The 18,145-nt window shown below is 52.9% G+C and carries 21 protein-coding genes; 12 read left to right on the top strand and 9 right to left on the bottom strand.

Translation table 11 applies throughout. The annotated features are described in order from the left end of the window. The coding region (locus VZP09_RS08710; protein ID WP_276409207.1) for a GNAT family N-acetyltransferase at positions 1-553 on the top strand (553 nt) is incomplete at its 5' end. Positions 554-590: 37 nt separating this feature from the next. On the opposite strand, the gene oxlT is transcribed toward VZP09_RS08710, so the two are convergent. Beyond that, entirely contained in the window at positions 591-1,889 is a 1,299-nt protein-coding gene (gene oxlT / locus VZP09_RS08705; RefSeq protein WP_328795046.1) for an oxalate/formate MFS antiporter, read from the bottom strand. A 216-nt stretch (positions 1,890-2,105) separates the two neighbouring features. Between oxlT and VZP09_RS08700 the strand changes: the two genes are divergently transcribed. Continuing rightward, positions 2,106-2,324 carry a hypothetical protein gene (locus VZP09_RS08700; RefSeq protein ID WP_020805169.1) on the top strand — a complete coding sequence of 73 codons (219 nt, stop codon included), beginning with the start codon at positions 2,106-2,108 and terminating at the stop codon, positions 2,322-2,324. Positions 2,325-2,434: 110 nt separating this feature from the next. On the opposite strand, the gene VZP09_RS08695 is transcribed toward VZP09_RS08700, so the two are convergent. Further along, entirely contained in the window at positions 2,435-3,487 is a 1,053-nt protein-coding gene (locus tag VZP09_RS08695; RefSeq protein ID WP_004151868.1) for a LacI family DNA-binding transcriptional regulator, read from the bottom strand. A gap of 217 nt (positions 3,488-3,704) precedes the next feature. Here VZP09_RS08695 and VZP09_RS08690 point away from each other — a divergent pair, with 217 nt between their 5' ends. From VZP09_RS08690 to VZP09_RS08655, 8 genes are all read left to right on the top strand, one after another. Beyond that, complete coding sequence (locus VZP09_RS08690; protein WP_004224879.1) at positions 3,705-4,142, top strand: PTS sugar transporter subunit IIA; 438 nt, start codon at positions 3,705-3,707, stop codon at positions 4,140-4,142. Between the two features lie 11 nt (positions 4,143-4,153). Further along, positions 4,154-4,420 (top strand): PTS sugar transporter subunit IIB, encoded by a 267-nt coding sequence (locus VZP09_RS08685; protein WP_004176134.1) that lies wholly within the window; start codon positions 4,154-4,156, stop codon positions 4,418-4,420. Positions 4,421-4,450: 30 nt separating this feature from the next. After that, positions 4,451-5,713 carry a PTS ascorbate transporter subunit IIC gene (locus tag VZP09_RS08680; RefSeq protein ID WP_004176135.1) on the top strand — a complete coding sequence of 421 codons (1,263 nt, stop codon included), beginning with the start codon at positions 4,451-4,453 and terminating at the stop codon, positions 5,711-5,713. Positions 5,714-5,733: 20 nt separating this feature from the next. Continuing rightward, positions 5,734-6,414 (top strand): D-allulose 6-phosphate 3-epimerase, encoded by a 681-nt coding sequence (alsE, locus tag VZP09_RS08675; protein ID WP_004179925.1) that lies wholly within the window; start codon positions 5,734-5,736, stop codon positions 6,412-6,414. Positions 6,415-6,530: 116 nt separating this feature from the next. Continuing rightward, entirely contained in the window at positions 6,531-7,001 is a 471-nt protein-coding gene (locus tag VZP09_RS08670) for a PTS sugar transporter subunit IIA (protein WP_002905131.1), read from the top strand. A 56-nt stretch (positions 7,002-7,057) separates the two neighbouring features. Further along, positions 7,058-7,369, top strand: coding sequence for a PTS fructose transporter subunit IIB (locus VZP09_RS08665; protein ID WP_004176139.1), 312 nt, complete (start codon positions 7,058-7,060; stop codon positions 7,367-7,369). A 42-nt stretch (positions 7,370-7,411) separates the two neighbouring features. Further along, positions 7,412-8,518, top strand: coding sequence for a PTS fructose transporter subunit IIC (locus VZP09_RS08660; RefSeq protein ID WP_004176140.1), 1,107 nt, complete (start codon positions 7,412-7,414; stop codon positions 8,516-8,518). Positions 8,519-8,723: 205 nt separating this feature from the next. Next, complete coding sequence (locus tag VZP09_RS08655) at positions 8,724-9,344, top strand: LysE family translocator (protein WP_023280084.1); 621 nt, start codon at positions 8,724-8,726, stop codon at positions 9,342-9,344. Positions 9,345-9,401: 57 nt separating this feature from the next. Here VZP09_RS08655 and VZP09_RS08650 read toward each other — a convergent pair whose 3' ends face one another. Next, entirely contained in the window at positions 9,402-10,610 is a 1,209-nt protein-coding gene (locus VZP09_RS08650) for an MFS transporter (RefSeq protein ID WP_048299454.1), read from the bottom strand. A 103-nt stretch (positions 10,611-10,713) separates the two neighbouring features. On the opposite strand from VZP09_RS08650, the gene VZP09_RS08645 reads away from it, so the two are divergent. Further along, positions 10,714-11,616: a LysR family transcriptional regulator gene (locus tag VZP09_RS08645; RefSeq protein ID WP_004176143.1), complete on the top strand. Its 903-nt coding sequence runs from the start codon at positions 10,714-10,716 to the stop codon at positions 11,614-11,616. 41 nt (positions 11,617-11,657) lie between these two features. Here the strand turns inward: VZP09_RS08645 and VZP09_RS08640 are convergent, their stop codons facing one another. Continuing rightward, complete coding sequence (locus VZP09_RS08640) at positions 11,658-12,545, bottom strand: LysR family transcriptional regulator (RefSeq protein WP_328795044.1); 888 nt, start codon at positions 12,543-12,545, stop codon at positions 11,658-11,660. Positions 12,546-12,705: 160 nt separating this feature from the next. Here VZP09_RS08640 and ahlK point away from each other — a divergent pair, with 160 nt between their 5' ends. Further along, the gene (ahlK, locus tag VZP09_RS08635; RefSeq protein ID WP_004218740.1) at positions 12,706-13,500 is read left to right on the top strand and encodes an N-acyl homoserine lactonase AhlK; all 795 of its coding nucleotides are present in this window, start codon (positions 12,706-12,708) and stop codon (positions 13,498-13,500) included. Positions 13,501-13,604: 104 nt separating this feature from the next. Here the strand turns inward: ahlK and VZP09_RS08630 are convergent, their stop codons facing one another. The 5 genes from VZP09_RS08630 to VZP09_RS08610 all read right to left on the bottom strand — a co-directional run bounded on the left by VZP09_RS08630 (position 13,605) and on the right by VZP09_RS08610 (position 18,142). Continuing rightward, complete coding sequence (locus VZP09_RS08630) at positions 13,605-14,033, bottom strand: cell envelope integrity protein TolA (protein WP_004179900.1); 429 nt, start codon at positions 14,031-14,033, stop codon at positions 13,605-13,607. 112 nt (positions 14,034-14,145) lie between these two features. Beyond that, on the bottom strand, positions 14,146-15,288 hold the full coding sequence (locus VZP09_RS08625) for a M20 family metallopeptidase (RefSeq protein WP_004199916.1): 1,143 nt from the start codon (positions 15,286-15,288) through the stop codon (positions 14,146-14,148). Further along, on the bottom strand, positions 15,288-16,043 hold the full coding sequence (locus VZP09_RS08620; RefSeq protein ID WP_002904983.1) for a glutamine amidotransferase: 756 nt from the start codon (positions 16,041-16,043) through the stop codon (positions 15,288-15,290). The genes VZP09_RS08625 and VZP09_RS08620 overlap by 1 nt, the downstream gene beginning before the upstream one ends. A gap of 14 nt (positions 16,044-16,057) precedes the next feature. Further along, positions 16,058-17,137 (bottom strand): phosphotriesterase family protein, encoded by a 1,080-nt coding sequence (locus VZP09_RS08615; protein ID WP_004176149.1) that lies wholly within the window; start codon positions 17,135-17,137, stop codon positions 16,058-16,060. 3 nt (positions 17,138-17,140) lie between these two features. Further along, complete coding sequence (locus VZP09_RS08610; RefSeq protein WP_002904978.1) at positions 17,141-18,142, bottom strand: ABC transporter permease; 1,002 nt, start codon at positions 18,140-18,142, stop codon at positions 17,141-17,143. Positions 18,143-18,145: the final 3 nt, after the last annotated feature.

Here is an 18,145-nt window from a genome sequence, read left to right as displayed (position 1 = left end):
GANAAGAAGAGTAAAGATAATGTTACCCCTGACCACGCCCCGGCTGCTGCTGCGCCGGTTCAGAACGGAAGATCTGCCGTCTTTCAGCCATTATCGCAATCTGCCGGAGGTGGCCCGCTTTCAGAGCTGGACCCACTACGGCATGACAGAGGCGACAGCCTTCTATGAACAACAGCGTTCGCAGGCCTTTGCTGAGGATGAGAGCTGGTTCCAGCTTGCCGTAGAGATCCAGGCCAACGGTGCGCTGGCGGGAGATGTGGGGATCCACTTCTTAGATCACGGCAGACAAGCCGAGCTGGGGATGACCTTTTCCCCGACGTATCAGCATCAGGGGTATGCCCGGGAAGCGATGCGGGCGGTGATGGCCTTACTCTTTGAACAGTTAGCCCATCACCGGCTGATGGCGGTGGTTGATACCCGCAATACCGGCGCGATCAAACTCCTGGAAGGGCTGGGCTTTCGTCGCGAGGCGCATTACCGGCAGAATATCTTTTTTAAAGGCGAGTGGGGCGATGAGTACCTGTACGCGCTGTTGCGTAGCGAATATCAGTGAAGTGACGGGCGAGCCGTCACTTCTGCCCGGCGTACGATTAGCTATGCTGGCGGATAAAGCGCGCGCGCCACGGTTTTAGCACCCACAGCGCGAGGGCGGCGGTGACAAAATCAAGGCCAATCGCGCAGCTGAAGACCACATGCCAGCCGTGAGTGTACTGATAGAGCAGTGCCGCCAGCGGACCGCCAAAGATTGACCCGATGCCCTGCGAAATATACAGCCAGCCATAGTTGCTGGCGGCATGTTCGCTGCCGAACGTATCGGTGAGCGTCGACGGGAAGAGCGAGAAGATCTCCCCCCAGCCAAAGAACACCACCCCGGAGAGCAGGACAAACAGCAGCGGATCTTCCCGGCACGCCAGCCAGAGCATCATCGCTACCCCCTCCAGCGCAAAGGCGATAAACATGGTTTGCTCGCGGCCGAAGCGGTCGGAAATAAACCCAAACAGCGGCCGGGTTAAGCCGTTGGTAAAGCGGTCTATCGTTAACGCCAGCGGCAGCGCCGCCATGCCAAACACCACCGCCTGGCTAATGCCGAAATCCTCGGCGAACACCGCCATCTGCGAAGTGACCATCAGCCCGGAAGTCGACATCATCGCCATCATGACGAACATCAGCCAGAACAGCGGCTGGCGCAGCATTTCCCGGGAAGTAAACGATCTGCTGCTCTGCGCCACCGTCTGACTGACGGGCTGGGAGACAGCGGGCGGCGGCAGATTCAGCCCCTGACTGGCGAGGAAGCCGACGAGGGCGAAAAGGATCCCGAAAGTCGTCATCGTATGTTCAAGGCCGTTAGTGGTCAGCGACAGGGAGATGGGGAAGGTGGTTATGATGGCCCCCATCCCGTAGNCCGCCGCCACCGCGCCGGCGGCAAATCCCCGCTGCTGTGGGAACCATTTGACCATCAGGCCGACAACACCGATGTAGACGATCCCGGTCCCGAGGCCGCCCATGCAGCCATAAACCAGCCAGAGCGTTGCCAGGCCATTCACCTGCGCGGAAAGCACCCAGCTCATTCCCGCCATCACTGTGCCAATAGCGATCAGCCGCCGTGGGCCAAATTTTTCCACTAACCGCCCCTGAAAAGGGGAAAAGAAGGTCTGCAGGATGATCAGCAGCGAGAAGGTGACCTGCAATTCTGGCAGACCGACGCCAAGTTTGGCGGCCAAGGGTTTTGTCAACAGCGTCCAGACATATTGCGGACTGGAGATGGCGGCCATACAGATCAGGCCCAGCACCAGCTGGCGCCACTTGCCATATTTCGGGGTAACCAACGGTTCGCTGAGTGTCGTCATGTTGTTCTCCGTTTTCAGTAAGCAGGCTTCCGTGAAACGCATCCACCCTGGATGCCTCACAGAAAGGGGAAGGTTGCGACCGCAGACTGGCGACCTGTTGTGGCCATATGGCATACGTTCTTGTCCANATTGCGGTATACAAGCGAAGAGCATTAAACGTGCCATATAAAATAATTTTTTATATTCAACTGGTTAATGTAATGAGGGCATGTCTGACGGGGGGCGGCATGGTGAATGTGCGGCACCAGGGCGGTGCAAATGAATTATCGCGGTGCGCTTTACCTGCTAACTGGCGTAGGAGACATCGTATATCCTGGACTGGCGCTAGACGGACTTCAGTGCAAAGCCGCCCAGGCGGGTCGAGGCTACGAAATCACCGCCTGGGGCGGCTGGCAAGATAAACGGGAAATGAGGCTGGCGGTTTACCCGCTTAGTAGCGAAAAAACGCTACTGTCCCGACTATTTTTTGCTTTATGAGCTGGGCATTTATTGTATGGACTCTCGCAGAGAGACATTCTTCCTGGTAGAAACCCTGGCTACCACACACAGATACTAGATAGGGGAAGCCTTATCGCCCTATATTAAACTCATGCCGCGGTACTGGCCCGGACTTTGAGCACTGACGGAATTTCAATGAACTTTTCACCAGGCTTATCGTTAAGCAGTTCGAGAAGAGCTTTACCGGCTTTCACCCCAATGTCATGCCAGGGAAACTCAACGGTTGTCAGGGCAGGGGAACAGACTGTCGATAACACTCCTCCGCCTAAACTCGCAATGGCTACGGTATTGGGCACCTTAATGCCGGCACTGTGGCAGGCCATCATACATCCACAGGCCATTTCATCCGACGTGCAAATTAACGCATCCAGATCGCCCCAGGTAATCATCATATCCTTGAATATATTGACGCCTGTGGCGATGGTGGATGGCAAATGAGTGGTTACCACCCGGTGCGGGGAGCGGTTCAGAGCGAGCATCGCCGTATTCCAACCGCTCAGCAACTGGCGAAACATTGTGTTATTAGCCGGGGTACAGAGCAGTGCGATGTTTTTTAATGAGGCGTCGGCCAGATGAGTCACGATCTGTTTTACGGCCTTACCGTAATCCACGCCGATGCACATACCCACAGGGTGGGTATTTAGCGCGCCAATTTCCAGAATAGGAACATCCACGTTGGCCAGCAGCTGGGTGCAGCTCTCAATGGTATCGATATTGAACTGAATAATGGCCGCCGGGTTATAGGCGAGCATTTTTTCAAACGTCTTTTGTTCACTTTGACCGTCATGCCCGGATTCCATAAACATCATGGTATATCCGCGTTCGGTCAGCACTTTTTGCAGCGCTTCAGAGACCGGCAAAAAACCCGGCGAAGAGAAGGTGGGAACGACGGCGAGAATAAGATCGGAATGGACCGACGCCAGATTACGTGCCTGCAGATTAGGGACATAGCCGAGTTGACTGACGGCCGCATCGATGCGATCGCGAAGCTCAGGATTCACTTTTTCAGGCATTCTCAGCGCTCGCGAGACGGTCATGGCGCTCACACCGACAAACTCAGCCACCTCGGTCAGGGTTATCTTACCCGTTCCTTTACGTCGTTTTTCTTTCGGGCTACCGTCCGCGTCTAAACTCTTCACCAAAATCACCAACCGTTTGAAAAATAAAATATAACGAAAGTATATCTGCGAATCGCATTATAACTTACCACAGCGAGGGGGAAAGCACATTATAGCCAGTGTTAGCGGTAACGCACTTTTTAACATTTTTCTTTGTTAGCGCTAACTTTGGGAGGTGTATCACAGTTGCATTTTATTTAGCTGTTTATAGTGCAGCACATAGACCCCCTCGGGAGAGCATATGATCAGAGACTGGTTAACCCCGGATAAAATTAAAGTCATTAACTCAATAGATAGCTGGGAAAATGCCGTTCGACTTGCAGCAGAACCCTTGCTGATGCAAGGGTATATAGCCGGGTCGTATATTGAGGCGATTTTGCAAAGCCATAAAGAACTTGGGCCCTATTACGTATTAGCTCCCGGCTTGGCGATGCCTCATGCCCGTCCTGAACAGGGGGTGTTAAGAAATGGATTATCGCTTCTTCATATTAAAGAAGGGGTGTCGTTCGGCTCGACAGAGAACGATCCGGTAAACGTGGTAATCATACTATGCGCTCGTTCCGGAAATGAACATATCACGATGATTGGTGAACTGGCTGAAATCTTTAGCGATCAGCAAAAGTTACACCGATTGTTAAATGCCGATGATAGCAAGGCGATTCAGGCCGTTATTGACTGAAGGAAAACAGAATGAAAAAAGTGCTTATCGTGTGCGGTAATGGTTTGGGCAGCAGCTTCATCGTTGAAATGAATGTCAAAAAGATCCTTGCCGAAATGAATAAAGAAGCTGAAGTCGCACATACCGACCTGACGTCGGCAAAAAGCGAAACTGCCGATCTTATTCTCAGCGCCAAAGACATTGCAGAACATCTTAGCAGTCACTCTGCAAAGGTCGTTGGATTAAGTAATTTACTTGATAACAATAAAATTAAAGAAATTTTAGCAGAAAACATTTAAGCAANGGCTATCTGATTCGTGGAGTTAAACATGCTTCATTTTCTTATTTATGATGTGCTAGGAACACCGGCGATACTGGTTGGTTTATTTTCACTGATCGGTCTGCTGTTGCAAAAAAAAGGAATTTCAGACGTTATTTCAGGCACGCTGAAAACCATCATGGGTTTTGTCATATTGACCGCCGGCGCCGGTATTATAGCCTATACGTTAACCATCTTTAGCCAGTTATTTGAACATTCTTTCCATATTCAGGGCGTGGTGCCCAACACTGATGCCATGGCCGCTCTGGCGCAGAAGAATTACGGCACGGAAACCGCCACCATTATGGTATTGGGCATGCTGATCAATATCGCCCTGGCGCGTCTAACGCCATTAAAGTACATCTTTCTGACCGGACATCATACGCTTTATATGGCTGCGATGCTGGCGGTTATCCTGTCTGTAGGGGGCTTGTCAGGGGGATGGGTGGTGGCCATCGGGGCGGTTATTCTCGGTGCGATGATGGTCATCTCCCCGGCTATCTTGCAGCCGTTTACCCGTAAAATAACCAACACCGACGATCTGGCGCTCGGGCATTTTGGATCTATTGGCTATCTGCTGTCCGCGCTGGTGGGCAAAATTATTGGTAAAGGTAGTCCCTCGATTGAAGAGATCAAAGTACCTAAGTCGCTCAATTTCCTTCGCGACTCATCGGTGGCCATCTCTCTCACCATGATGATTCTGTTTCTGGTGCTGGTGCTCGTTGCGGGCAAATCCTTTGTCGAGGAGACCCTGAGCGCTGGTCAGAACTTTATTATCTTCGCCATTATTCAGTCCCTCACGTTTGCTGCAGGAGTTTATATCATCCTCGCCGGGGTTCGGATGGTGATTGCCGAGATCGTCCCGGCGTTTAAAGGGATTGCGGACAAACTGGTTAAAGACGCGAAGCCGGCGCTGGACTGTCCGACGGTGTTTCCCTTCGCTCCGAATGCCGTCATCGTCGGCTTCCTCGCAAGCTTTGTCGCAGGGCTGGTCAGTATGTTCCTCTGCCCGCTGTTCGGCTTGAGCGTCATCGTCCCGGGGCTGGTTCCCCACTTTTTCTGCGGGGCCACGGCGGGGGTTTACGGCAACATTACCGGCGGACGTCGCGGGGCGGTGGTAGGGGCTTTTGCTCACGGTCTGCTCATTTCGTTCCTGCCTGCCATTCTCTTGCCCATGATGGGGGATATGGGACTGGGCTCCACAACCTTTGGAGACGCAGACTTTGGCGTTGTCGGCATCGTGCTGGGTCATATCATCGCAATGTTTAACTAACTATTTATCGGAGGTGGTTTATGAGCGCTAAATTTTCACCGTCACTGATGTGCATGGATTTAACGCAGTTCAAAGAGCAGATCACGGCAATGAATAAAAAAGCGGATTTTTACCATGTTGATATAATGGATGGCAATTACGTCCGCAATATCACACTGTCTCCCTTTTTTATTGAGAATCTGAAAAAAATTACTACTGTGCCCATTGATGTTCATCTGATGGTGAATCATCCGGAAGATATCATTCCCATGTGTCTCGAGGCCGGCGCCGATATCATCAGCTTTCATCCCGAGACGGCGAATAACAAAATATTCCGCCTGCTGAATCAGATCAAGGATGCGGGCAAAAAGTGCGGGGTGGTGCTGAACCCGGCGACACCGGCAGAAAGCATTGCCGAATATGCGCATCTGCTGGATAAAGTGACGGTCATGTCGGTTGACCCTGGCTATGCCGGACAAAAGTTTATTCCTGAGTCGCTGAACAAGATTAGAAAGCTCATCAACATGCGCAAAAATAATGGCTATCACTATCTGACGGAAATTGATGGCTCTTGCAATGAGAAAACCTTCGGTCAGATTGCTGAATCCGGGGTAGATGTCTTTATCGTCGGCACATCGGGTCTGTTTTCGCTCCATGAGGATGTCAGCCAGGCGTGGGACAGAATGATCGAGATCTTCCAACGGGAAACTGTCGCTGCATAACGGGTTATTTCTCTTCGAACCACAGTGTGTATTTGAATAAGCCTTAAAAGATCTGCATCACGCCAGCGATGCTGGCTTGTTATTTAACGACAACTCTATATGAATGCGGGTGAATCATGGATATTTCGACAGTGCTTAATGTTAAAAACATCAAGTTAAATATGACCGCCAGAACCAAAGAAGAGGTGATAGAAGAACTCACCGATTTACTTATCCAGGATGGCGCCGTCACCAATAAGGAAGACTTTATTCGTGATGTCTGGTTACGCGAGGAGCTAGGCTCTACCGGCTTTGAAAACCATATCGCTATTCCACATGGTAAATCTTCCGGTGTTTCCCGTACCGCATTAGCCATCGGACGCACGCAACATGCCATTCCCTGGGAGACCATGGATGGCAGCGATGTCCGCTGTGTTATTTTATTTGCGGTTTGCCTGGTGGATCAGAATGCCACCCATATTCGCCTGTTGGCACAAGTGTCTGGGTCACTGGCGGATGAAGACATTATCGCTAAATTACTTGTTGAATCTGATCCACATAAAATCATTGCGCTTTTCAATTCAGAAACTGAAAACGCCGATGCTTAATACCAACTTGCTAATATCGATTTGTAATTTATTAAATTAATTAACGGAGAAACATTATGAATATTGTCGGCGTTACCGCCTGCACGGTGGGGATTGCACATACCTATATTGCGCAAAAGAAAATTGAAACTGCGGCTAAAAAAGCCGGACATAACGTTAAAATCGAGACGCAAGGAACCATCGGCATTGAGAACCCGTTAACCGCTGATGAGATTGCTGCGGCAGATATTGTCCTGCTTGCTGCCGATGTCAAAGTAACGGGCGAGGAGAGATTTGCCGGCAAGAAAGTCGTTAAAGTCGCGACGGAAACGGCAGTCAAATCCCCCAATAAGTTGATTGAAAAACTCAGTGAAATAGTCAATTCATAATTTTATTTCGGCCTGGCGACTCTACATTAAAGGGCGTGACTTATGTCTCTAAAACAAATATGGCAAGCAGCAAACCCTAAAGGACATCTGCTGACCGCTATCTCGTTTCTGATCCCCATTGTCTGTGGCTCTGGGTTTATTATCGCCATCGGCATGGGGCTTGGCGGAACGGTGCAGGACACGTTAACTCCGGGACAATTTGATGTATGGCAGGCGATGGCCACCCTGGGCGCCAAGGCGCTTGGGCTGTTGCCGGTGGTGATTGCCGTGGGAATATCTGGCTCGATCGCCGGCAAACCAGGCATCGCGCCAGGATTTGTCGTCGGGCTGGCGGCGAATACCATAAGCGCAGGCTTTATCGGTGGGATGATTGGTGGCTATATTGCGGGGTATATTGCGCTGGCGATCATTAAAAACGTCAAGGTGCCTGACTGGGCCCGCGGGTTGATGCCGACGCTGATCGTTCCCTTTTTTGCCTCCATTATCAGCTGCCTGATTATGGTCTATATCATCGGTACGCCTATCGGTATCTTTACGGAAGCGCTTACGTCTTTCCTGAGAAGCATGGGCACGTCGTCGAATTTGGTGTTAGGCGCAGTCATAGGCGCATTGTGTATTGTTGACTTTGGCGGCCCGCTAAATAAGACATGCTTTGCTTTCGTGCTGACCCTGCAGGCGCAGGGGATAAATGAACCCATTACCGCACTTCAGTTAGTTAACACCGCTACGCCTATCGGATTTGGCCTGGCTTTCTTTATTGCCAAACTGCTGCGTAAAAATATCTATAACCGTGAAGAAGTGGAAACCTTAAAATCAGCGGTTCCGATGGGGATTGTGAATATCGTTGAGGGTTCTATTCCGATCGTCATGAATGATATTGTGCGCGGTATCGCGGCGGCGGCTATCGGCGGCGCGTGCGGCGGGGCGGTCACCATGGTCTATGGTGCGGATGCGACGGTTCCTTTTGGCGGAGTATTGATGATCCCCACGATGTCACATCCGATGGCAGGCATCATGGCCCTGCTGGTGAATATCGTTGTTACCGCCACGGTCTATGCCGTCATCAAAAAAGATATCCCTCGCGACGTGATTGTTGATAATGATTACGAAGAAGAGGATATCGACCTGGATGATATTAAAGTGAGCTAACGTATCCCAGGGTTATTTTAAATCAACATTAAGCCCTTCCTGTAAGAACATCAGCCCATGACTAAGCATTACTTAGTCATGGGCTACTCTTTGCATCTGTCATCCCCGAAGAAAAATGGAGCAGGGTAAGCAGAAGATCAGGGGAAATAATCTTGTTGCAAAAATGTGAACCCTTCAGTAGCCTTGTCTCTTTCGGAGACAGGAAATGCTCGTCACTGATTCACTTCTTGCATACACCCTCGCTGCCACACTGCTTACTCTTACACCAGGTCTCGATACCGCGCTCATCCTGCGCACGGCGACCGCTGAAGGTGGACGCAAAGCCTTGCATGCCGCGTTAGGCATTGATCTCGGATGTTTTATTTGGGGCGCCGTGGTGGCCTTTGGCTTAGGGGCGCTGTTGGCGGTTTCTGAGTTTGCTTATACCTTGTTGAAATGGTGCGGAGCGGGCTACCTTTGCTGGCTGGGCATCCAGTTGCTTCTGCGCCCGCGCCAGCAATTTAACACCACTCCGGCAGAATCCACTACCACCAGTAACTGGTTTCTGCGTGGGATGCTGGGGAATGTGCTTAATCCCAAAATGGGTGTTTTCTACGTTTCGTTTTTACCTCAGTTTATCCCCGCCGGGCATTCACCCGTGAGCTGGACTTTTCTCCTGGTCGCTATCCATGTATTGATTGGTACGCTGTGGTCGTTAACGCTGATTACCGCCACTCGCTATGCCGCAGGCATCCTGAAAAAACCAGCCGTAGTGAAATGGATGGACCGAACGACCGGCTGCCTGTTTCTGTTGTTTGCCGCGAAGCTGGCCATGAGTCGGCGGTAGTCACGCAGGGGCGTATGCCCCTGTTTTTGCCTTAAAAAATGAGCAACCCGTGGAGTACTACTCAGTGGTGAAACGATCGGGCTCGAACGTACGTTTAGCCAGTTTCTTTTGCAAAACGATGACAATAATTGGGGTTCCTGATGCGGTAATTGCACATACCGCCAACAGCGTATCCATATTTTGTAGCGCCATGCGATGGTCGGGTAACAAAAAAGCAGACAGGAAAAATGCGGCAGTTGTCATCAGATACATCATGGATGTCTGTAATGAAGAGAATCCCGCTCGTTGCTTGTTATCAGGAAACTGAATCGTCACCGCCGACGATGACACCAGACGACTGTAAGCTGCGCCGAGAAATAACGTAATAAATAGCGCTGGATGCGGATAGCCCATCAGGGGTATCAGTAAGCTCAGGATAAAAACGAGGGTCGACCCGGTCGCCAAACTCAAAGCAGAAACACGAGAGGTTAATGCGCCTGTCATTCTGGTAGACAGATACACCGCCAGGCCCCCGCCGAAGAACAACCAGGGCAGCAGACCTTGAGAAGCCCCCAACAGCTGCGTCATTAATGGCGCCAGGACAGGAATGATCAGCATTGGACTAAACTGTACCAGCGCATTACCGGAAGCAAACAGTAAAGTATCTACATCGAGGGGCAGCGCGTGGGACGTGTCGAAAGTGACGGGATCCTGAGGGATGATGGAGACGATCAGTGGCAATGCCAACCAACACAGTGTACAAATTAACCACAACGCGACATGCCAACCGTAATGTGTACACAAAAATAGTACAGCGGGCATCCCCACGATGCTGACCATCGAAAATGACGCAATCACCGTCGCCAACATTTTTCCGCGCAAGTCAGCCGGTGTGTGGTTTATCAAAATAGTGATCCCCACAGCCATTGTCGTACCGCCAACCAGTCCTGCGAAGAAGCGCAATGTAAGAAGAAGAGGAAAACTGGTAGTGAATGTCGTCAACAGTGTCGCCATGGCTAGCAGTACCATATTAGCGATTAAAAAATGCTTCTTATTGCAACGATCAATCCAGTAAAAGGCGATAATTCCCGACAGGACGGCTCCAGATGTGTACATACCGGATACATAGCCTGAGAAGGTGACGGGAACAGCGAAATCTGCAGCCATAAATGTAAAAACAGGGCTGAACATCATATATTCCAGCGCATTAGTAAACTGGACAAAAGCGATTACCATAGCAATCCGAATGAGCGTCTTTTGATTAAATGTTGTGGTGACCAGTGGCATAGCAAGCGACCTGTGGATGAAAGATATCCTAGCTTAACTGCTATCAAACTTGTCGATTAGATGGTAAAAATGGCACTCATTATTATCATATGTGGGATAGTTGATGCGGCCAGTTCTTGACTTTAATGCGCTGAAAATCTTCATTGCTGTGGTGGAAAGAGACAGTTTTGTCGGGGCATCGAAAGCCCTGGAAATGCCGACATCAAATGTGAGCCGTTGCATTTCTCAGTTAGAAGACAAACTGAACCTTCAGCTCATTGAGCGCAGTACCCGACATATGAAGCTCACACAGGCTGGGCATCTACTCTATACCCGGGCGAAGCCATTACTGGAAGCACTTGAGCAAACTGAAACCGAATTAACGTTGCGACAAATGCAATTCAAGGGGCCATTACGTATCTGTATTCCCAATGAAATCGGTCCTGTATTGCTGGGCTCTGTTGTTGCTGATTTCGCCTGTCAGCATCCGGATCTGGAGATGAGTTGCGTCACAAATTTGTCGGGTTATGAATCCCTGCGAGATGATCTGGATTTAGCTGTCATTGTTAGCCGTGGTCAGATGGATGACAGTGACTACATCGCCCGTCATCTGGTGACGATCCCTTGCACCATCGTTGCGGCCCCCTCCGTCATCCAGCGTTATGGCACGCCTTCTCGAATACAGCAATTTGAAGAGTTACCCTGTATTACAACGGTGAATGCGCTTAAAGGCGCTCCCTGGCAGTTTGTGAATAAAAAGGGCGGATTCGAGACGATCAAGGTTAACGGTCGTTATCGGGTCAACAGCGGAGAGATGGCAGGGCGAGCGGCCATCTCAGGTGTCGGTTTTGCCATCCTGTCGAAACAAGCCTGCCAACCCTATATTGATGATGGGCGGTTAATCGAGATTGAATTTGAACAATCGGCAGCCCCCTTGCAATTGTTCGCTCTGTATTCAGATCGGCGTTACTTGCCGGCAAAAACAAGAGCGCTTATTGATTTCATGCATCAGAGATTGAGTCATTAACAAGAGGCCATCTTCAGCGCGCCAGGGCGGCGCTGTTTTATTCAGCCGGCCGGCTCAAGCAACAAATCTCTGAGATAGCCCTCCAGCAGGGAGGCACAAACTCGCGTTTCATACGACATCATCCCAGCTGGTGGATGGAGCAACCAGGCACTAAATGGCGGGATCGGATAGTGGCTTAAGAGGGGGATGAGCGCGCCGTCTGCCATTTCTTTTCTGCAAACCGGACTTTGCAAAACACCAATGGCATGTCCCGCTAATAACCAGGAGANGACACTCCGCCAGTGCGTGGACTGAAATTGAATATTGACGGGAACATTAATGAGTTGATCTTCGGAAGCGACTAATTGAATGCGATTACTGGCGAATACACCGGAAACAGCAGCAAATGGATAATCCGTCAGCGCATCCGGCGTGTCAGGATGACCCATTTTCGCCAGCAGAGCCGGAGAGGCCAGTAACACTCTGCGCACGGTGCCAAGCGGGCGTGCGACAAAAAAACCTTCGGAGACATCACCTAATCTCAGTGATAAATCGACCCCCTCGGTGACGGGATCGATGACGCGGTCGTTAAAAATGACATCGACCTGCAGCGCCGGATGCTCGTTCTGGAGCTGCAACAATGCAGGCATCAGCAAGCTTTCTCCGGCGGAATAGGGCGCGGCAATACGGATTTTGCCTTGCAGCCCCTGATTTTCCTCATTCACAGAAAGAGCATGCTCTGCCGCCTGAACGGCCGTTTTGCTTCGCTCATAAAACACGTTACCGCTTTGCGTTAGAGACATGTTACGCGTGTTGCGCCTAAGCAAACGTGTCCCAAGATGAGCTTCCAGTTTTTCTATTCTTTCACTCACGGCGGGCTGGCCAATACCGAGATCGCGGGCTGCAGCCGACATGCTGCCCCGTTCAACCACCCTGATAAATATGCGCATTGCTGAGAAGAGATCCATTCACCAATTATATTGGCTTTACCGATAAATGTAAGTGGGGACAGGTATCTACTGCTTTACTGCGAAATGATGAAAAATCCAGACTCAAGGCCTGAGTCAGGCTAAATTTCAATCTATTTAATTGATTTATTGGTGGAAAATAATGATGCCAGAGATAAAGCTTTTCATGTTCCAGTCAGGAACACAGCATTGTCGATATCAGCATATCCGGATGAATCAGGGCGTGGGAGAGCATTATGAGATCCCTGTCCCCTGGTTTCTGCTGACCCATCCGGATGGGTTTACGCTGATTGACGGCGGTCTGGCTGTCGAAGGATTGAAAGATCCCAGCGGTTATTGGGGAAGTGCTGTAGAGCAGTTTAAACCGGTGATGTCAGAAGAACAGGGTTGCGTGGAACAACTTAAGAGGATTGGCATTGCTCCTGAGGATATCCGCTATGTGGTCCTGTCCCATTTGCACTCTGATCATACGGGAGCAATTGGTCGCTTCCCCCATGCTACGCATGTTGTCCAGAGGCAAGAGTATGAATATGCCTTTGCCCCTGACTGGTTTACTTCGGGAGCCTATTGCCGACGCGATTTCGATCGTCCCCAACTTAACTGGCTATTTCTGAACGGGTTGTCCGATGATCACTATGACCTTTACGGTGATGGCACGTTACAATGTATTTTCACCCCAGGGCATTCACCGGGCCATCAATCTTTCCTTATCCGCTTACCGGGTGGTACAAATTTTACGCTAGCGATTGATGCGGCTTATACCTTAGATCATTACCATGAGAAGGCTCTCCCGGGGCTAATGACGTCTGCTACTGATGTCGCTCAGTCTGTGCGAAAGCTGCGTCAGCTTACCGAGCGATATCATGCGGTATTCATACCCGGCCACGATCCTGAAGAATGGAAAAAAAACAGGCTTGCGCCAGCCTGTTACTATTGAATCATTCCTCGCTGATCGCCAAAAAGCGTCTGTTAAGCAGGGCTGTCAGCTTATCTTGTTCGAAATGGCCCTGGTGATGGCCGGGGCCATTTCTGCGGGCAAGCTCAGGGCTTCACGTCCAGCACGACATGACTGAAGGTTTGATAGGTTTTTTCGTCCGGCGCGGGCGGGATGTTGGCTTTTTTCAGCGCGGACATCACCTGCGCGCAGAATGGCCGATCGCCGCTCTCGACCGTTGGATCCTGCACCGTCCCGTCACGCTGCAGCATAAAGCGCACCGAGCATTTTTGCCCTTGCCAGGAGGCCGGCTGGTCTATGTTAGCGAAGATAGCCGCCTGGATCCGCGCCAGATAGCGTGAGGCATTGGCCTGGGGTGAAGTATCGGAACCCGTTTGATAATCGCGAAGTATCTTATCCACTTCAGCCGATATTTTAGCGTCTTCGGCGCTGCCCGGCGCAGAAGCACGACCCGAGCAGGCGGAAAGGAGTAAAGAGAGGGTGCAAACGAGCACAGCGTTGGTTTTCACGGACATGCTAAGCCTCCTTGCTGGTGGTGATACCGTCGTGTACGAGGCGGTTATCCTCTGTTATTCCGCGATATTATTCAAACGCTGAATTGCATGGCACGCGCTTTCAGTGACAGTGTCACTCATTTTTTACTTTCGTCGCGGGCGGTGATGCCATCCAGTCGCGAATGATGTCACCGTATAGCTGTTCGGCCTCCGCCAGTCGGCTGAGCAGGCAGTATTCGTCGGTTTGATGCGCCATCGACGGCTCGCCGGGGCCGAGAATAATACAGGGCGGATCGCCCAATGCAGGCAGCAGCAGCGAGGCGTCGGTAAAGTAGGGCACCACGCGCGGCGCAATCGGCTCAGCGTGCAGCGGCTGACAGCGTTGATAAACCTGCTTAATCCACGCATGATCCTCCCGGCTGAGGACGGCGGGCAGGTCGACCAGCGTGGAGACGGTGACGCTTTCGCCAAGCAGCGTCGTCAAGCGCTCCCGGATAGTGGCGTGCTGTAAATTGGGCGCGCTGCGGATATCGACATCAAAACGCGTGCGGTCCGGTACGGAATTAATATTGAGTCCGCCTTCTATGCGTCCGACGTTGAGGGTGGGTTGCTTCATTAGCGGATGCGGCGCGCCTGGCGAAAAATGCTGAATCTTACCCAACGCATCCGCCGCAAGATAAATAGCATTGATCCCCAGCTCCGGCATCGCGCCGTGGGCGGTTTTCCCCCGCGTTTCGCAGCGTAGCCAGAGCGCGCCTTTATGGCCGATAACCGGATAGTTGGCGGTGGGTTCACCGACGATCAGCGCGCCCACCTCCGGCAACGTTGCGGAGGCGATCAGCGCCCGCGCGCCGTCGCAGCCGGTCTCTTCTCCGCCGGTTATCAGCAATACCGCGCCGCGTCCGGCGAGGATCGCTTCCCGCTGATGAACGCAGGCGACGGCAAACGCCGCTATCGCCGCTTTCATATCGCTGGATCCGCGGCCATAAAGACGCCCGTCTTCCATCTGCGAGCCGAAAGGATCGTACTGCCAGCGGGCATTTCCCAGCGGGACGGTATCCAGATGTCCGGTAAAGGCCAGCGGTTTACCGCTCTTCGCCCCGGGCAGGCTGGCGATAAGATTGCAGCGTCCTTCGCCGAACGACGACAGCGAAACCTCAAAACCGCTATCGTCAAGCCAGTCGGCGAAGAACCGCATGCAGTCGGCTTCGCTGCCCGGCGGGTTGATGGTGTTAAAGCCCAGCAGCTGCCGGGCGAGCTCAAGGGTCGCGGTCATCAGCGGCGTTCCGTCAGCCAGTCGAGGCAGTTAATCCACAGCTGGCGATAGCCGGGCCATTTGGCAAACTCTTCCGGCAGCCAGTGCGCCGACATGTCGCTGGTCCACACCAGCGAGCGACCCTGCTGATATTCGCGAACAGCCAACAGCGGATGACCGGTACCGGCCACGGTCGCCAGCAGTTTGCCTTCCGGGTGCATTTCAACTTCGTTATAGCCCAGCAGCCACGGCCATTCGCCCGGAATATCGTTAAACAGGGGGTGAGACTCCGTCACTTCGGCATAGCAGCCTTCCGGGGTTTCAATGCGATCGTCCCAGGCCAGGCAGCGTACCGGCAGCACTTTCTCCACCTCGGTATGGCGGTAGCGCGCGCCGCCGTTGATTCCCTGGAAGCTGTAATAGCCGCCGATCATCATCAGCGCCCCCCCGCCGGCCACGTAATCATGCAGGAGCGTTAAACGGTTGGCGGTTCGGCGGCTCTTCAGCCAGGTGTCCGGATGCAGCAGCAGCGTATTGGCGCCAATGTCCGAGAGAATAATCGCATCCCACTCCTGCAGCGCTTCCAGCGTCAGCGGAAAGTCGGTCGCCGCCGCGTGGGCGGGCATATAGGTAATGGCATAGGGACTGTCGGCGAGCGCGGCCAGAAAGTCCGTTGCGCCGGTGTGCCAGGTGGCGGTGGCAAACTGGTCGAAGCCTTTAACGTGCGTTGACGTGCTGGTCCAGGACTCACCGACCAGTAAGATTTTTTTCTGCATGATGACGTTTCCTTTTATCCGCCAAAGACCCGCTGGGGGTTTCCAATCATTAAGGTTTCAAGTTGTTCGCCGCTGACGCCGTGGCGCCGCAGACGGGGAACAAAATGCTTGAGTATGTAGCCATAACCGTGGCCGCCGTAGCGGGTGAGCATGGTTTTCAGGAAGACGTCCTGCGACAGCAGAATTTGCTGGATGTAGCCGTCGTCAATCAGCTCGCGGATCGCGCGGGCGTTCTCCTCGTCGGAGGGCGACTGCGCCGACTCGTCGGCGTAGTAATAGCTCATGCCAATCATGTCGTATTCGAGAAACGCCCCGCGCTGCGCCAGTTCGCGCTGGTAGCGCTTATCGGCAAAGCTGGGATTCATATGGCACAGCACGGTATGGCGTAAATCGGCGCCTTCCTGCTCGAGAATATCCAGCACCCGATGGCCCAGCCGCTCCCAGCCGGGCAGATGGACCTCGATCGGCACGCCGGTCGCGGCGCTGGCCCGACCCGCAGCGCGCAGGGATTTCTCCTCATCCGGCGTAAAGCGGCTGGAGATACCGATTTCGCCGATGAGCCCGGCGAGCACCTCCGGTTTCTCCTCCGCGCCGCCAAGATCGTAAATCAGCCGTTCGGTCAGCTGTTCGACGCTGCTGATTTTTACCCACTCAGGGTGCGAAGGTTCCAGATAGAGCCCGGTACCCATAATGATGTTCAGACCGGTCAGCCGCGCGATGCGCGCCAGCGCTTTCGGATCGCGGCCAATGCCGATATTGGTCGGGTCGACTACCGTTTCTCCGCCAAGGGCGCGATATTTAGTCAGCTCGTCAATCGCAACGTCGACATCAAACAGCTGACAGTTATCGCGGCTCATCAGCGGGTTGAGCGACAGTTCGCCAAGGTTTTCCATTTTCACCGGCATTTCGGCAAGATGGCGATCGCTGCAGCAGCAGGGCGGCACCCATTTGCCGGAGGCATCCAGCAGAATATGCTCATGCATCAGAGTAACGCCCATTTCGTTAATCGGCAGTGGGCCAAGCACAGTCATTACGTAACCGCTGCTAACGCCAACCGGCAGCGGGGAGGGATGGCGAAAAATTGATCCTTTCATCAGCTATCCTTTTGCCGCGGAGCGCGTCGGGTTGAGAATGCGGGTGTTCAGCCAGATAGCCAGCAGGATAATGGTGCCGGTGGCTATCTGGGTGTAAAACGGCGAAATATGCGACAGGATCAGCCCGTTCTGAATGACCGCAATCGACAGTGCGCCCAGCAGCGTGCCAATAATAGTTCCGAAGCCGCCAAACAGACTGGTGCTGCCTAGCACAACGGCAGCAATGACCTGCAGTTCAAAGCCTTCGCCCTGGTTGGAGGAGCCGCTGCCGAGGCGTGCGGTAATGATCATCCCCGCCAGCGCGGCGGCCATTCCGCTGATGATATAGACCTTCATGGTGACCGCTTTGGTGTTAATGCCGCTGCGCCGCGCGCCTTCGGCGTTAGCGCCGATGGCGGTCACGTAGCGGCCAAAGCGCATATGGTTGAGAACGATATGCCCGATCAGCAGAATCAGAATGCCGAGCAGTGCGGGCATGGGGATTCCGACGACCCACGCGCGTCCGATAAAGGTAAACAGGCTGTCAGCCGGCACCGGAATCGAGTAGCCCTGGGTGACCAGCAGCGCGATGCCGCGAACTACGGCCAGGGTGGCGAGCGTGACGATAAACGCCGGAATGCCCTCATAGGCAATAAAGAAGCCGTTGATGGCACCAACGAATCCGCCTAGCAGCAGGCCGCCGAGGAGTACCACCGGCCACGGCAGACCCCAGCTATTCAGGGCGATAGCGGAGAGCGCGCCGACCAGCGCCAGGGTGGAGCCTACCGACAGATCGATACCGCCGGTGGTAATGACCAGAGTCATTGCCGTCGCGACGATCAGCAGCGGGGCGCTCTGACGGATAATGTTGAGCCAGTTGGTGCCGGTGAGAAAGTTGCTGGTGATCAGCGAAAACACCACGCAGCAGAAGACGAAAAAGAGCGCGATGCTGACTACGCCTGAATGGTTATGCAGCAGGCGGCGCGGCAGCGAATGCTGGATCATGCGTGAGCTGCTTAAATTCATGAT

The organism is Klebsiella sp. EMBS2024, from assembly GCF_036233805.1.
In the GTDB taxonomy this organism is placed as follows: Bacteria; Pseudomonadota; Gammaproteobacteria; order Enterobacterales; family Enterobacteriaceae; genus Klebsiella; species Klebsiella pneumoniae.
The sequence above is the reverse complement of the archived record's forward strand: the minus strand, read 5'-3'. Positions and strand labels throughout refer to the sequence as shown.

Coding starts and splice junctions, on each gene's coding strand:
- VZP09_RS08625 (WP_004199916.1), bottom strand. CDS start 15,288: ATGACCGCGACCCTTGAGCTCGCCCGGCAGCTGCTGGGCTTTAACACC.
- VZP09_RS08630 (WP_004179900.1), bottom strand. CDS start 14,033: ATGTCCGTGAAAACCAACGCTGTGCTCGTTTGCACCCTCTCTTTACTC.
- VZP09_RS08655 (WP_023280084.1), top strand. CDS start 8,724: ATGCTCGTCACTGATTCACTTCTTGCATACACCCTCGCTGCCACACTG.
- VZP09_RS08690 (WP_004224879.1), top strand. CDS start 3,705: ATGATCAGAGACTGGTTAACCCCGGATAAAATTAAAGTCATTAACTCA.
- VZP09_RS08615 (WP_004176149.1), bottom strand. CDS start 17,137: ATGAAAGGATCAATTTTTCGCCATCCCTCCCCGCTGCCGGTTGGCGTT.
- VZP09_RS08680 (WP_004176135.1), top strand. CDS start 4,451: ATGCTTCATTTTCTTATTTATGATGTGCTAGGAACACCGGCGATACTG.
- VZP09_RS08650 (WP_048299454.1), bottom strand. CDS start 10,610: ATGCCACTGGTCACCACAACATTTAATCAAAAGACGCTCATTCGGATT.
- VZP09_RS08660 (WP_004176140.1), top strand. CDS start 7,412: ATGTCTCTAAAACAAATATGGCAAGCAGCAAACCCTAAAGGACATCTG.
- VZP09_RS08620 (WP_002904983.1), bottom strand. CDS start 16,043: ATGCAGAAAAAAATCTTACTGGTCGGTGAGTCCTGGACCAGCACGTCA.
- VZP09_RS08700 (WP_020805169.1), top strand. CDS start 2,106: ATGAATTATCGCGGTGCGCTTTACCTGCTAACTGGCGTAGGAGACATC.
- VZP09_RS08610 (WP_002904978.1), bottom strand. CDS start 18,142: ATGAATTTAAGCAGCTCACGCATGATCCAGCATTCGCTGCCGCGCCGC.
- VZP09_RS08665 (WP_004176139.1), top strand. CDS start 7,058: ATGAATATTGTCGGCGTTACCGCCTGCACGGTGGGGATTGCACATACC.
- VZP09_RS08645 (WP_004176143.1), top strand. CDS start 10,714: ATGCGGCCAGTTCTTGACTTTAATGCGCTGAAAATCTTCATTGCTGTG.
- ahlK (WP_004218740.1), top strand. CDS start 12,706: ATGATGCCAGAGATAAAGCTTTTCATGTTCCAGTCAGGAACACAGCAT.
- alsE (WP_004179925.1), top strand. CDS start 5,734: ATGAGCGCTAAATTTTCACCGTCACTGATGTGCATGGATTTAACGCAG.
- VZP09_RS08685 (WP_004176134.1), top strand. CDS start 4,154: ATGAAAAAAGTGCTTATCGTGTGCGGTAATGGTTTGGGCAGCAGCTTC.
- VZP09_RS08670 (WP_002905131.1), top strand. CDS start 6,531: ATGGATATTTCGACAGTGCTTAATGTTAAAAACATCAAGTTAAATATG.